This is a genomic window from Sulfitobacter sp. 1A12779 (genome assembly GCF_043557315.1).
In the GTDB taxonomy this organism is placed as follows: Bacteria; Pseudomonadota; Alphaproteobacteria; order Rhodobacterales; family Rhodobacteraceae; genus Sulfitobacter; species Sulfitobacter faviae.
This window is the reverse complement of sequence record NZ_JBIFFU010000002.1, coordinates 295,318-309,729: the sequence shown is the minus strand read 5'-3', so window position 1 is coordinate 309,729 and position 14,412 is coordinate 295,318. Positions and strand designations below refer to the sequence as shown.

General features: G+C 64.3%; 12 protein-coding genes and 1 tRNA gene. 10 read left to right on the top strand and 3 right to left on the bottom strand.

What is annotated here, in order from left to right:
- Window positions 1-15: 15 nt before the first annotated feature.
- Together gorA and rpiA are read right to left on the bottom strand one after the other, a co-directional pair.
- On the bottom strand, window positions 16-1,395 hold the full coding sequence (gorA, locus tag ACGYLQ_RS04160; protein ID WP_168612717.1) for a glutathione-disulfide reductase: 1,380 nt from the start codon (window positions 1,393-1,395) through the stop codon (window positions 16-18).
- A gap of 117 nt (window positions 1,396-1,512) precedes the next feature.
- A complete protein-coding gene (gene rpiA, locus ACGYLQ_RS04155; RefSeq protein ID WP_067266197.1) occupies window positions 1,513-2,301 on the bottom strand; it encodes a ribose-5-phosphate isomerase RpiA in 789 nt (262 codons plus the stop codon).
- Between the two features lie 253 nt (window positions 2,302-2,554).
- Between rpiA and ACGYLQ_RS04150 the strand changes: the two genes are divergently transcribed.
- Together ACGYLQ_RS04150 and ACGYLQ_RS04145 are read left to right on the top strand one after the other, a co-directional pair.
- Complete coding sequence (locus tag ACGYLQ_RS04150; protein ID WP_394440625.1) at window positions 2,555-3,928, top strand: L-serine ammonia-lyase; 1,374 nt, start codon at window positions 2,555-2,557, stop codon at window positions 3,926-3,928.
- Window positions 3,929-4,022: 94 nt separating this feature from the next.
- Complete coding sequence (locus tag ACGYLQ_RS04145) at window positions 4,023-4,934, top strand: pirin family protein (RefSeq protein ID WP_067266199.1); 912 nt, start codon at window positions 4,023-4,025, stop codon at window positions 4,932-4,934.
- Window positions 4,935-4,953: 19 nt separating this feature from the next.
- Here ACGYLQ_RS04145 and ACGYLQ_RS04140 read toward each other — a convergent pair whose 3' ends face one another.
- On the bottom strand, window positions 4,954-5,538 hold the full coding sequence (locus tag ACGYLQ_RS04140) for a TetR/AcrR family transcriptional regulator (protein ID WP_394440623.1): 585 nt from the start codon (window positions 5,536-5,538) through the stop codon (window positions 4,954-4,956).
- A gap of 75 nt (window positions 5,539-5,613) precedes the next feature.
- Between ACGYLQ_RS04140 and ACGYLQ_RS04135 the strand changes: the two genes are divergently transcribed.
- The 8 genes from ACGYLQ_RS04135 (at window position 5,614) to ACGYLQ_RS04100 (ending at window position 14,408) form a co-directional block, all read left to right on the top strand.
- On the top strand, window positions 5,614-5,982 hold the full coding sequence (locus tag ACGYLQ_RS04135) for a hypothetical protein (RefSeq protein WP_394440621.1): 369 nt from the start codon (window positions 5,614-5,616) through the stop codon (window positions 5,980-5,982).
- Window positions 5,983-6,098: 116 nt separating this feature from the next.
- Window positions 6,099-7,385 (top strand): homoserine dehydrogenase, encoded by a 1,287-nt coding sequence (locus ACGYLQ_RS04130; RefSeq protein WP_067266207.1) that lies wholly within the window; start codon window positions 6,099-6,101, stop codon window positions 7,383-7,385.
- 320 nt (window positions 7,386-7,705) lie between these two features.
- Window positions 7,706-8,668 (top strand): class II fructose-bisphosphatase, encoded by a 963-nt coding sequence (gene glpX, locus ACGYLQ_RS04125; RefSeq protein ID WP_067266210.1) that lies wholly within the window; start codon window positions 7,706-7,708, stop codon window positions 8,666-8,668.
- 52 nt (window positions 8,669-8,720) lie between these two features.
- Complete coding sequence (recJ, locus tag ACGYLQ_RS04120) at window positions 8,721-10,460, top strand: single-stranded-DNA-specific exonuclease RecJ (protein ID WP_394440619.1); 1,740 nt, start codon at window positions 8,721-8,723, stop codon at window positions 10,458-10,460.
- Between the two features lie 117 nt (window positions 10,461-10,577).
- Window positions 10,578-10,652: transfer RNA gene (locus ACGYLQ_RS04115), tRNA-Glu, on the top strand.
- A gap of 640 nt (window positions 10,653-11,292) precedes the next feature.
- Complete coding sequence (locus tag ACGYLQ_RS04110; RefSeq protein WP_394440890.1) at window positions 11,293-12,009, top strand: sugar transferase; 717 nt, start codon at window positions 11,293-11,295, stop codon at window positions 12,007-12,009.
- A 71-nt stretch (window positions 12,010-12,080) separates the two neighbouring features.
- Window positions 12,081-12,992 carry a CpsD/CapB family tyrosine-protein kinase gene (locus ACGYLQ_RS04105; RefSeq protein ID WP_394440617.1) on the top strand — a complete coding sequence of 304 codons (912 nt, stop codon included), beginning with the start codon at window positions 12,081-12,083 and terminating at the stop codon, window positions 12,990-12,992.
- Between the two features lie 114 nt (window positions 12,993-13,106).
- Window positions 13,107-14,408: a chain-length determining protein gene (locus tag ACGYLQ_RS04100; protein ID WP_067266217.1), complete on the top strand. Its 1,302-nt coding sequence runs from the start codon at window positions 13,107-13,109 to the stop codon at window positions 14,406-14,408.
- Window positions 14,409-14,412 lie beyond the last annotated feature (4 nt).

Below are 14,412 nucleotides of genomic sequence, written 5' to 3'. Positions count from 1 at the left end.
GCTTTCGCGTGATATTCAAGCCGTGCGGGTCGGATTACGCATCGTCACCAGTTCTTCGGACATGGTCGGGTGCACCGCGCATGTGGCGTCGAACTGCTCTTTCGTGGCGCCCATCTTGACCGCGATGCCGACCATCTGGATCAATTCGCCCGCGTTGGGTGCGACGATATGACAGCCCAGCACCACCCGCGTATCGGCGCAGACGATGAGCTTCATCAGCACCCGGTCGGCCTTGCCCGCAAAAGCGCCCTGCATCGGTTTGAAGGAGGTCGCATAGACCTCAATCGGCCCCGCCTCCCGCGCGGCCTCTTCGCTCAGCCCCACCGTGCCCATCTCGGGCTGGGTGAAGATCGCCGAAGGCACCAGATCATGATCGACCGGTGTCGGGTTGCCGCCAAAGACGGTCTCGACAAAGGCCATGCCCTCGCGGATCGCCACGGGGGTGAGGTTGATGCGGTTGGTCACGTCGCCGATGGCATAGACGGAAGGCACCGCCGTTTGGCTGTATTCATCCACCTCGATCTCACCGCTGCGGCCCAGTTTCACGCCCAGGTCTTCCAGCCCCATGTCATCGCTATTGGGACGACGACCCGTGGCAAAGAGCACTTGGTCGAACATCTTTTCGGTGCCGTTGGTCGGCTTGACCTTCATCGGGCCGCTGCCGTCTTCGTGGCTGGGCGTCATCTCCAGAATGTTGGTGCCAAGATGCAGGTCGATCCCCTTTTCCTGCATCATCTCGGCCACCATGCCGCGGGCTTCGTCGTCAAAGCCGCGCAGGATTTGCGCGCCGCGGTAGTATTGCGTCACCTCGACACCCAAGCCGTTGAGGATACAGGCGAATTCACAGGCGATGTAACCGCCGCCGATGATCAGGATCGACTTGGGCAGCTTCTCCAGATGGAACAGATCGTCAGAGACCAGCCCCAGTTCCGCATTCTCGATCTCGGGGCGCACGGGGCGACCGCCGCTGGCGATGAGGATGTGTTTCGCGGTCTTCTCGGTGCCGTCGGACAGGGCCACGGTATGGGGGTCCTTGATCCGCGCGCGGGCGTCGAATGTGTCAACGCCGGAGTTCTTCAGAAGCTTGCGATAGACACCTTCGAGACGGTCCAGCTCAGTGTTCAGACGGCCCTTGAAGTCATGCCAGTCAAACGGCCCAGCCTTGAGATCCCAGCCAAAGCATTTCGCCTCATCCACCACATCGGCATAGCCCGAGGCAAAGACCATCAGCTTTTTCGGCACGCAGCCCCGGATCACGCAGGTGCCGCCATAGCGGTCTTCTTCGGCCAGACCGACCTTGGCGTCATGTTCGCCCGCCGCGACACGCGCCGCGCGCACACCGCCCGAGCCGCCACCGATGACAAACAGGTCGTAGTCGAATTCATTCTTGGCCATTTGGCGCCTCTCTTAGTCGTTTTGGGTCTTGCGCGGGATCGCGCATATTCTGGTGTTGCGCGGGATCGCGCATATTTCGGTGTTGCGCGGGGTCGCGCGTGTCTCGTTTTGCGGGCGTTAATCGCTCAGGTCGGAAAACAGGTTGTCGGTCTCGACGAATTCCAGACGGTCGGTCGCCACGGTGCCTTCATTTATGTCGCGCACCTCTACCCTGCCATCCCCGTAACCGATCACAACCGCGTCACAGATATCTATGAACAGGCCGTTTTCCACCACGCCGGGCATCTGGTTCAGCACCAGCGCCAATTGCCGCGCGTTGCCGATGCGCCCCAGCCGCAGGTCTAGGATATAGTTCCCCTCGTCGGTGATAAAAGGCACCTCGCCATTCATCCGCAGGGTCGAGCTTTGGCCCAGCACATCCATCGAGATCAGCGTCTCTTCGACCAGCGCCTGCGTGGTCTGCCAGCCAAAGGGAATCACCTCGATCGGTAGGGGGAATGCCCCCAGATGATGCACCTCTTTGCCGATATCGGCGATCACGACCATCTGGTCGCTGGCCGTCGCCACGATCTTTTCTTGCAGCAAGGCCCCGCCGCCGCCCTTGATCAGGTTCAGGTCGCCGTCGAATTCATCCGCCCCGTCAATCGTCAGGTCGAGCCATTTCGCCTCATCGAGGGAGATCACCTCGATCCCCACATCCCGCGCCAGTTGCGCGGTGCGCGAGGAGGTCGGCACGCCTTTGATCCGCAGCCCATCGTCGCGTACCATCTCGCCCAGACAGCGCACCAGCCACGCCGCCGTCGATCCGGTGCCAAGCCCCACGCGCATCCCGTCTTCCACGAATTCGCACGCCCGTTTCGCGGCCACGAATTTGGCCTTGTCGATCGGTGATAGGTCTCCGGACATCGGGTGCTCCCTTGCAGGCGTTTGCCGCGTTATAGGGCGAATTGGCATAGGGTGCGAGGGGCAAGTCGGCGGTTTTTGGCGGTGCCGCACGCCGACAGGACGGGCAGAGCGCACGGCCTGTCGCTTTCGGCGCGCCGCGGGGCGGCGGGAAATGGTTGGATCGGGCCTAGGTCGCTTGCAATGCGCCAGAGGTCTGGGCGATACCCGTCCCACCGCGCCCGCCACCCGCAACCATAAAAGGGTCCGCCACCTGATGTTTCTTTCGGTCTTCGACATGTTCAAAGTGGGCATCGGCCCCTCGTCTTCGCATACCATGGGGCCGATGGTGGCGGCGGGGCGTTTCCTTGATCAGATGCGCGCATCGCCTTTCCAATTCGCCGGGCTGCGCGCCTCGCTCCACGGCAGCCTCGCCTTCACCGGCGTCGGCCATGCGACCGACCGCGCCACGATCCTCGGCCTCGCCGGGTTCACGCCCGAGGACTATGACGCCGGTGCCGCCGAGAAGGTGTTGGAAGAGATCAAACAGACCCGCCGCATCAGCGTCGACGGTCTGCCCGAACTGCGTTTCGACCCTGAGCGCGACATGATCTTTGACTATGACACCAAACTTGCGGGCCATGCCAACGGCATGATGCTGATGGCCACCGATGCCCAAGGCGACGTGACACTGCGCGAGACCTATTATTCCATCGGCGGCGGCTTCGTGATGACCGAAAAGGAACTCGCCGCAGGCAAGGACACGGATGAGGGCGCGCCGGTGCCCTTCCCCTTCAAGTCCGCCGCGGAAATGCTTGAGATGTCGGCCAAATCCGGCAAAACCATCGCGAGCATGAAACGCGCCAATGAAGAGGCGCGCGGCGGGGCCGAGAACCTGCGCGCCGGGTCGAAACGACTATGGCAGGTCATGCGCGACTGCATCGACCGGGGGCTGACCTCCGAAGGCACCCTGCCCGGCGGCTTGCAGGTAAAACGCCGTGCCAAGGGCATCTACGACGCGCTGATGGCGGAGCGCGGACAGAACCAATCCGCCCCGCATACGATCAACGATTGGATGAGCGTCTACGCCATGGCCGTCAACGAGGAGAACGCCGCAGGCGGGCAGGTCGTGACCGCGCCGACCAACGGGGCCGCAGGTGTGATGCCGGCGACCTTGCGCTATTACCTCGACCATGTCCCCGGCGCGTCAGAGGCGCATATCGAAGACTTCCTGCTCACCGCCGCCGCGATTGGCGGGTTGGTGAAATACAACGCCTCCATTTCGGGGGCCGAGGCGGGCTGTCAGGCCGAAGTCGGCAGCGCCGCCGCCATGTCCGCCGCCGGGCTTTGCGCCGTGATGGGCGGCACCCCGCAGCAGATCGAAAACGCCGCCGAAATCGCGCTGGAGCATCACCTCGGCATGACCTGCGACCCCGTCAAAGGGCTGGTGCAGGTGCCTTGTATCGAGCGCAACGGCCTGGGCGCGATCAAGGCGGTCTCGGCGGCCTCTCTGGCGCTGCGCGGCGACGGCACCCATCTGGTGCCGCTGGATGCCTGCATTGAGACCATGCGCCAGACGGGCGCGGACATGAGCGAGAAATACAAGGAAACTTCCCTCGGCGGGTTGGCGGTGAATGTGCCGAATTGCTGAAGCTGCGCAAATTCGCACAGGCCCCGTTCGCCGGGGCCAATTGTTGAGGTGACCGCCACCGCCTATCTTCTAAGCAACCGCAAAGGAGAGCATCATGTCCCTCAGACCCACATTGGAAACCCGCCGCGCCACGCCCACGATGGAAGGCGCCGGGGTGAAACTGCACCGCGCTTTCGGCTTCCACGACCCGTCGGAGCTTGACCCCTTTCTGCTGTTCGACGACTTCCGCAACGAGCATCCGCGCGACTTCGAGAAAGGCTTCCCTTGGCACCCGCACCGCGGGATCGAGACGATTACCTATGTGCTCGAAGGGACCGTGGCCCATGCGGATTCGCTCGGCAATACCGGTGATCTGAACGCGGGCGACGTGCAGTGGATGACCGCCGGATCGGGCATCCTGCACCAAGAAATGCCGCGCGGGAACGACAAGGGGCAGATGCACGGCTTTCAGCTTTGGGGCAACCTGCCCTCGGCCCAGAAAATGACCGCGCCACGCTATCAGGATATGAAATCCGCCGAGATCCCGGTGGTGACCGATGATGACGGCACAAGGGTCAAGATCATCACGGGCGAGTTCTGGGGCAAACGCGGCCCCGTCGACGGCATCGCCGCCGATCCGCAGTATCTGGATATCTTCGTGCCTGCGGGCGTGAAAAAGACCTTTCGGATCGACACCTACCGCCGGGCCTTTGCCTATGTCTTTCAAGGCGCGGGCGCTTTCGCCGATGCCTCCGCCCCATCGGGCGTGCTGCTGGAGAAAGAGGTCGCCGGCGAGGAGGTCAACATCCGCGACATGTCCGGCGACCGGACGCTCATCCGCTTTGGCACCGGGGATGAGGTCACGGTGCAGGCCGGTGAGGAAGGCGTGCGTTTCCTGCTGATCTCGGGCGCGCCGATTGAAGAGCCGGTGGCGTGGCACGGGCCGATCGTGATGAACACCCGCGCCGAGATACAACAGGCGATGCGGGATCTGAACAACGGGACCTTCATCCGCCCCGCCCATTGACCCAAAAGGCCGTGGCCGCTCAGTCGGTCACGGCCTTGCGCACCATGTCCCAATACTGTGCCACGACCTCGTCCAGCGACAGCCGTCCGCCCGCACGGTACCAAGTGTTCACCCCGGTCAGCAGGGCGATAATCGCCAGTGTCACGATCTTGGTGTCGGTGACGGCGAAATCGCCGCTCGCCACCCCGGCGTGCAGGATCGTCTCTAACCGATCCTCATAGTCGCGGCGCAGGCGCTCGATCACGGCGAAATTCTCCTCCGTCAGATTGCGCAGCTCCATATAGGCGATGAAAACCTCATCGGGCCGATCCGCGTGAAAACGAATGTGAAAGGCCACGAAATCCTGCAACTGCTGCATGGCGGAGCGGCTGGGGTCATGGGGTGTTTCGGCCAGCAGGTCGGTCATATGCGCCTGCATCAGGTCGAACAGCAGGCTCTGCTTGTCGGGCGTGTAGTTATAGAGCGCCCCGGCCTGCACGCCGACTTCGGCGGCGATGGCGCGCATAGATACGGCGGCATAGCCACCCCGTGCGAAAAGCCGCAGCGCGGCGGCGCGGACACGCGGGCCGGTGATATCGGAGTGGGAGCCTGTGGTTCTTGCCATGGCGGCAATTTAATGAACAAGCGTTCAAAAGCAAACCCCGCTTGCGCGAAGATCACGGCTGGGGCAGAACGAGGCATGACCCAAGCGCGCCCGCCCCGCCCTCTTTCAACCATCGCCCTGCTTCTGGGCGTCTCGCTGCTGGCGGGCTGCACGCAGTTTCCCGAACTCGACCGCACCATCACGCCTGAACTGGAGGCCGCCCCCTACCCCGATCTGGTCCCGATCGACCCGCTTTTGGCCAAGGCCACCGCCGGGCGGATCGACCCGCTGCGGACCGAAGCGGCGCTCACGGGGCGTGCGGCCAATCTTGAAGCCCGCGCGGCGCGCGTCAGCCGCACAAGCGCCCAATCCGCCAGTGCCGCGCGGGTGGCGCGGCTCAGGGCGCGTGCTGCCGAACTCCGGCGCGCCCGCCAAGCCGCCGAGGACAGCGAAAGCGCTGAATAAACGGGCATCCCCGTGATGCGTATGCGCGTTGCACGCAGGCGCCGAACCCGCTACATCGCGGCTATGCCCGGCCTCGCCTGCCGGGCCTTTCGGATCAGACCAGAAGGACCACCGCCATGTCTAAGCCGCTTCGCCTCGGGATTGCCGGATTGGGAACCGTGGGCGTGGGTGTGCTGCGCATTCTGCGCCAGCAGGCCGCCCTGTTAGAGGCCCGCACCGGCTGCGCGATGACGGTCTCGGCGGTTTCTGCCCGCACCCGGAACAAGGACCGCGGGCTGTCGCTGTCTTCCTATGATTGGGAGGATGACCCCGTCAAATTGGCCACCCGCGACGACGTGGATGTTTTCGTCGAGCTCATGGGCGGCGCGGACGGCCCCGCCAAGGCCGCGACCGAAGCCGCGCTGGCGGCGGGCAAACATGTGGTCACCGCGAACAAGGCGATGCTGGCGATCCATGGACAAGCGCTGGCCGAACAGGCCGAGGGCGCGGGCGTGGCCCTGCGTTATGAGGCGGCTGTGGCGGGCGGCATCCCGGTCATCAAGACGCTGATGGAGGGGCTTGCCGGGAATGAGATCACCCGGATCATGGGGGTGATGAACGGCTCGTGCAATTACATTCTCACGCGGATGGAGGACTCGGGCAAAACCTATCAAGAGATCTTTGCCGAGGCCGATGGGCTGGGCTATCTCGAAGCCGATCCGCAATTGGACGTGGGCGGCATCGACGCGGCGCATAAGCTGGCGATCCTGTCCTCCATCGCCTTCGGCACCAAGATCGACTTTGACGGCATCCAACTTGAGGGGATCGAGCGGGTCGCCATCGAAGACATCCGCGCCGCCGCCGACATGGGCTATAAGATCAAACTGCTGGGCGTGACCCAGAAAACCGGCCGCGGGCTGGAGCAGCGGATGATGCCCTGCCTTGTGCCGCAAACATCGCCTTTGGGGCAGCTTGACGGCGGCACCAATATGGTGGTGATCGAAGGCGATGCCGTGGGCCAGATCGTGCTGCGCGGTGCCGGTGCGGGCGAAGGGCCAACGGCCAGCGCCGTGATGGCCGATGTCTGCGACATCGCGCGCGGGTTGCGTGGGCCGGTCTTTGGCCAGCCTGCCGAGACGCTTGAGCAAACCACCCCCGCCAGCAGTCAGCGCCCCGCCCCCTACTACCTGCGCATGGCGCTGGTCGACAAACCCGGCGCGCTGGCAAAAATCGCCACGGTGCTGGGCGAAGCGGGTGTGAGCATCTACCGGATGCGCCAGTATGAACATGCGGATGTCTCGGCCCCCGTGTTGATCGTGACCCATAAGACCAGCCGCGACGCGCTGCTGGAAGCGCTGGCGAATATGGACAAGACGGGCGTGCTGGCCGGTGAACCGGTGGCGCTGCGGATCGAAGAGGTCTGAGGCTGAGGGCCATCGCCTGCCCGCGGGTGGGCGATGAGCGGTGCTTCGTGCCACGTTATGGCCCAACCATGGTGCGCGCCCGAGGGGGCGCACCCAGCCCCAGCAAATCGCCTATCCTGTCGCACCAAAGGTGCGCCTAGATAGACCGGCACGCCTTCGGCGTGACGAGGCGGGCAGGCGATGGCCCGGCGGCTGCGGCTTGATTCCGGGCCGGGGTGGCAGTTTCGGCCAAAGGGGCAGCCCCTTCCCAAACCCAAAACTTGCCCCGAGGCCCGCGCAAGGGTACAGGACAGAAAACACATTGCACCCAAGGACACTCCATGACCGCTTCCGCCGAATTCCAAGACCGCATGCTCTCTCTGGGCCTCGCCCGCGTTTCCGAAGCCGCCGCGCTGGCCTCGGCCAAGCTGATCGGCAAGGGTGACGAGAAAGCCGCCGACCAAGCCGCCGTGAACGCCATGCGCGAACAGCTCAACATGCTCGACATCGCGGGCGTCGTGGTCATCGGCGAAGGTGAGCGGGACGAGGCCCCGATGCTCTATATCGGCGAAGAGGTCGGCACTGGCAAAGGCCCCGGCGTGGACATCGCGCTCGACCCGCTGGAAGGCACCACGCTGACCGCCAAGGACATGCCCAACGCGCTGACCGTGATCGCCATGGGCCCGCGCGGCTCCATGCTGCACGCGCCGGACACCTATATGGACAAGCTCGCCATCGGCCCGGGTTTTGAGACCGATGTCGTCACCCTCGACATGAGCCCCGGTGAACGTGTCGAAGCGCTGGCCCGCGCCAAGGGCTGCGCGGCGTCCGACATCACCGTTTGCATCCTCGAACGCCCCCGCCACGCCGACATGATCGCCGAGGTCCGCGCCACCGGTGCGGCCATCCGTCTGATCACCGATGGTGACGTCGCTGGCGTGATGCATTGCGCCGACCCCGAAACCGGCATCGACATGTATATGGGCCAAGGCGGCGCGCCCGAAGGCGTGCTGGCCGCCGCGGCGCTGAAATGCATGGGCGGGCAGATGTATGGCCGCCTGCTGTTCCGCAACGAAGACGAAAAGGGCCGTGCCGCCAAGGCCGGGATCACCGAGTTCGACCGTGTCTATTCGCGCGACGAGATGGTCACCCAAGACGTGATCTTTGCCGCGACAGGCGTCACCGGGGGCAACATCCTGCCGGGCGTGAAACGCGAGCCGGGCTGGCTGACCACCGAGACGCTGATCATGCGCTCGCGCACCGGCTCGGTCCGTCGCATCAACTACCGCACCCCGGCGGAGTGAGGGCCAGACTGGCCCTCCCCACCCTCTTCCATAACGGCCAAATGAGGTCCGCATGAGCTTTCTCGGTGTCGAAACATCCTTGACCGGGCGGCGCTGGATTGGTCCTGACGTGGAACTGACCCGCGCGGCGGAACTGCTGGTGCAGCGCGCGGGCCTGCCCGATCCGGTGTGCCAAGTGCTGGCGCGCCGCGGCGTGGTCGATACCCAAGCGGCGGGCTTTCTGGCCCCCGCCCTGCGCGACCTGCTGCCCGATCCCCGCTCCCTGCGCGATATGGAGGCGGCAGCGACGCGGTTTCTTTCGGCCCTGCAAAACCGCGAACGCATCGCGATTTTCGCGGACTATGACGTGGACGGCGGCTCTTCCGCCGCGCTGCTGCTGGTCTGGCTACGCGACATGGGCCACCGCGCGACGCTCTATATCCCCGACCGTATCGACGAGGGCTATGGCCCCAATGACGAGGCGATGTCGGCCCTCGCCGCCGAGCATGACCTGATCGTCTGCGTCGACTGCGGCACGCTTTCTCATGGCCCCATCGCCGCCGCCAAGGGCGCGGATGTCATCGTGTTGGACCACCACCTTGGCGGCGAAACGCTGCCCGATGCGCTGGCCGTGGTGAACCCCAACAGACAGGACGAAGACGGCACGCTGGCGCATCTCTGCGCCGCTGCCGTCGTGTTCTTGATGCTCGTCGAAGTGGGGCGCCAACTGCGCGAAGCGGGGCGCAAGGGGCCGGACCTGATGGCGATGCTCGATTTGGTGGCGCTGGCCACCGTCGCCGATGTGGCCCCGCTCACCGGCGTCAACCGCGCCTTCGTGCGTCAGGGGCTCAAGGTCATGGCCCGGCGCGCGCGGCCCGGCCTTGCCGCCCTGTCGGATGTGGCGCGGATGGACACGGCCCCCACGGCCTATCACCTCGGATTTCTGCTCGGCCCGCGCATCAACGCGGGCGGGCGCATCGGGCAGGCCGACCTTGGCGCGCGGCTCTTGGCCACCGCCGACCCGCATGAGGCCGCGGCCCTCGCCGAAAGGCTGGACCAACTCAATACCGACCGCCGCGAGGTGGAGGCCGCCGTGCGCGCCAGCGCCATGGCACAGGCCGAAGAACGCGGCTTTGACGGGCCGCTGGCATGGGCCGCTGGCCCCGGCTGGCACCCCGGCGTGGTGGGCATCGTCGCCTCACGCCTGAAAGAAGCCGCCAACCGCCCCTCTATCGTCATCGGCATCGAAGACGGCATCGGCAAAGGCTCGGGCCGCTCGATCAGCGGCATCGACCTCGGCGCGCCGATCCAGCGTCTGGCCGCCGAAGGGCTGCTGATCAAAGGCGGCGGGCACAAGATGGCCGCAGGCCTGACCGTGGCGGAAGACAAGATCGAAGCGGCGATGGCGCGCTTGGGCGAATTGCTCACCAAACAGGGCGCGCATTTGGCAGGCCCCGCCGACCTCAACCTCTGCGGCATGATGATGCCCGGCGCGGCCACGGTGGAACTGGCCGAGATGGTCGACCAGGCCGGCCCCTTCGGCGCGGGCGCCCCTGCCCCGCGCTATGCCTTTGCCGACATGCAAATCCGCTTTGCCAAACGCGTGGGCGAGAACCACCTCAAAGTGAGCTTTGGCGACGGCCTCGGCGCGAATCTAGAGGCGATTTCCTTTGGCGCTTACGACGGCCCCCTCGGCCCCGCGCTGGAAAACCACGGCGGCGCGCGTTTCCACCTCGCAGGCCGTCTCGACATTAACAATTTCCGCGGTCGGCGCACCGTTCAACTGCGTTTGGAGGACGCCGCACGGGCCTGAAAACTTTTTCTGAAGAAACTTCATTTTTCCGCTTGCAGCCCCCCGCAGTATTACTTAAACGTCCGCTCACAGACAGAGCAGCACACACCAAACGCTGCACTGACCTGACAAAAGAGTGGCCCGTTCGTCTATCGGTTAGGACGCCAGGTTTTCAACCTGGAAAGAGGGGTTCGATTCCCCTACGGGCTGCCACTTTTCTCCTCCAGAATTCAAAGACGAGCCTCTAAAGGCACCAAAGAATCCCCTCGGAATCGCGCAGCCGATCCGCGGTTTTTGGCGTTTACCCACCTGCGCCCTGCGCCCAACTGTCGCCCATTTATCGCCCTGACATTATTGTGAGAATTGCGGGACGGGTGGTGGCTTGCGCCTAGATACCCTCGCTATCCGAAGGCGCACAGGCTTAGCGGCCGAGACCTGAGGCAGATGATCATCCGGAACTCCAACGCCCCATAAGACCTTTTTTATCAACGACTTGGCATCCAATCGACGCCTGCGCACGCCCTCCCCTCCACCATCGAACGCCACACATCTGCCCCCCCCCCCCGGCCTCCCTTAACGCCCTCAACTCACTCCTGAATCCCCACCTGCCCGCCGCCCCGCGAAACAGTCTGTTTCTCAGAAAAAGGATCGAATAAGGCGAAAAGGTGGTAACAAATAATACATATCCTACCTGAACGTATAGGCCGGACCTACCTGAACGTATAGGCCGGATAGGTCGTTGAGACGGAGCGGTGCGAAGGCGCCGTGGCCGAAACGGTCCGAATGAATGCGATTGAACCCTGGGGGGTTTGGAATGAAGTACTTTGACGCACACAGCCATGCCTATGGCTCGATGGAAGTGATCGCCGGTCCGGTGCTGGGCCGCGCCCAGCCCGCCGTGGCGGGGACTGCGGTGCTGCCCGCGCCGCGCGCGCTGGCGGCCCTTCGTCTGCGTCCGACCGGCCTTTATGGCCGCTACGCGAAACCGCTTCTCGACCGGCTGCTGATCCTCGCGTCCCTGCCTATCGCTCTGCCGATCATTGCGCTTTGCGCGCTGGCGCTGTGGATCGAAAGCGGTCAGCCCTTCTATACGCAAAAGCGCCTTGGCCGAGGCGGCAAAGGCTTCTCCATCCTGAAGCTGCGCACCATGGTGCGCGATGCCGACGCGGTGCTGGAGAGCTACCTTGCCGCGAACCCGGCGATGCGGGCGGAATGGGATGAGATGCAAAAGCTGAAGGACGATCCGCGCATCACGCGGGTCGGCGCTTTCCTGCGGGCAACCTCGCTGGATGAGCTGCCGCAGCTTTGGAACGTGTTGAAAGGTGACATGAGCCTGATCGGCCCGCGCCCCATGATGCCCGACCAGCTTGAGATGTATGGCGATGCGAAAGCCTATTTCGCGCTGCGCCCTGGCATCACCGGGCTGTGGCAGGTCTCGGCCCGCAACAACAGCCGTTTCACCTACCGCAATGAGGTCGACGCCGCCTATCGCCGCAATCTGTCGCTGCCGATGGACCTGACCATTTTGCTGAAAACCGTCGGCGTCGTCTTGCGCCGAACCGGGTGCTGAGCGATGCTCGCCGCGCCCGGCAATAACGAGAAATCCAGCGCCTCATGTTCAAGAAATCGAAAGGGAAGACGATGAGAGACCTCTACGCATCCGATGCCCTCGGCGCGGACAACAGCGATGTGACGGCGCAGTTCGGCGGCCCGGGGATGCGCCACAGCATCCGCCCGCGCCGCACCGTGATCGACCATGAAGATGAGTTCGACGGCGATTTCTCCGAAGGCGACCTGACCTTTGAAGACAGCCTGCCCGCCGCCCCTGCCGTTTCCCGCTACATCGGTGACGACCGCGCGCCGCGCTGGCAGGACCTGCCCATCGCCACCCCCGGCCCCTGCGGCGACATGCCGCTGGTCGACGATCATCGCAACAGCGCCGCCGCGCGGGCCTTTGACCTGCTGCGCACACGCCTGCGTCAAACCACGTTAGAGCATCGCTGGGTCAATATCGCCGTCACCGCCCCCACCTCGGGTTGCGGCAACAGCTTTTCGGCGACTAATCTGGCGCTGAGCCTGTCGCGGGTGCCGGGATCGCGCACCGTGTTGATGGACATGAACATGCGCAGCCCCGGTCTGGCCCACGCCTTTGACATGCAAGCCCCCGGCGCGATGAGCGATCTGCTCAGTGGCCGTGCCGACCTCGGCAAGGGGATGCTGCGGGTCAGCGATACGCTTGCCCTTGGTCTGAACGACCGGGCCGAAGTGAACGCCGCCGAAATCTTGCAAGACAGCGCCACGGCGGAGACCCTGCTGCGCCTGCGGGCCTCGCTTCAGCCTGAAATCATCCTTTACGACATGCCGCCGATGCTGGAGCATGACGATCTCTCGGCCTTCTTGCCGCAATTGGATGGTGTTTTGCTGATTTCAGACGGCAGCCAAACCATGGCGCGTCACCTGCGCGAATGCGAACGGATGCTCGAAGGTCAGGTGCCGCTTTTGGGCATCGTGCTGAACCGGGCGCGGGCCTCAAGCCTGCCGAAATATGCCTGACACCCCCTGTCGCCGTCCTTGCTTGCGCCCTATTATCGCCCAAGTCGTCTGATCTAGGCAGGGGAACTCCGCCGGACAACGGTCGGGGGCTTTGGGCAGGTTGGAAAGAGGCACATGGGACCGATCTATACATTCGATGACTTCATCGACATGATCCGCCGCCGCGCGGGCGTGATTATCTTGATCACGCTTCTGGGCTGTATCGCCTCGGTCTACTGGGCGCTTGCGACCCCGCATGTCTACCAATCCTCCGAAGTCATCCAGATCGAGCAGCCCAAGATCGCCAATGATCTGGCCCCCTCCACGGTCGAAGGGTCTTCGGCGCGGCGTTTGCAATTGATCGAACAGCAGTTGATGGCGCGCGGCACCTTGGTCGATATCATTCAACGCTTTGATCTTTATGACGATCTGACCGCGTTGCGCATGTCGGAAAAAGTCGATCTGCTGCGCCGTTCGGTCACCATCACCGGCGTCGCCGCCCCGCGCGAAGGCTATGCGGATGACGGCACCATCTCGGTCATGACCTTCACCGCCGAGATGGACAACCCCGCCGATGCGCAGGCCGTGGCCCGCGAATTCGCCGACCGCACGCGCCAGATGTCCGCCGCCCGACGCCAGAGCCAAACGCAAGAAACCTTGGAGTTTTTCCAGCGCCAAGAGCAGAACCTGATCCGCGACATTTCGGAGCTTGAGGCCGAACTGGCCGATTACCGGGCCGAAAACGATCTGTCGCTCGAAGGCAGTCTTGAGTTTCGCCGCGGCGAGATCAGCAGCCTCAATGACGCCATTCTTGAACTTGACCGTGAAATCATCGCCACGCGGCTGGCGCGCGATCGGGTCAACCCCGATGCCCGCGCCGCCACCATCGCCCGCGAACAGGCCGAGTTGGATGCCACGCTCGAAAGCCTGACCACGCAGCGCGACCTGTTGCAAGAACAGCGCGAAACCCTGACCGCAAGCCTGCAAACCTCGCCCGAGGTTGAGCGGGAGCTGGCCCGGTTCGAACGCCGTCTGACCCAGTTGCAAGACCAGCTGGAGGTGATCACCGCCCGCCGGAACGAGGCGGAGGTGGGCTTCTCGCTTGAATCCGACCAACGAGGTGAGAAACTGATCACGCTGGAGCAGGCCGAACTGCCCGATTACCCCGTATCGCTCAGCCGCAAGAAACGCGCGGCGGTGGGCGGGATGGCCAGCTTGGCACTGGCGCTGATCGTGGCCTTCCTGCTGGAACTGCGCCGCCCGGTGATCCGCTCGGCCCGCCAGATGACGCGCGAGACCGGGTTAATCCCTGTCGTCTCGATCCCCGACCTCAGCCCGCGCGAAAAGCGCCGGACCTTGGGCAAAGTCTGGCAGGAGCGCTTGAAGGCCGGGAAAGAGGGCCGCGCCGCGCGAATGGCCCGCAAGCAAAAGGGCTAAGCCG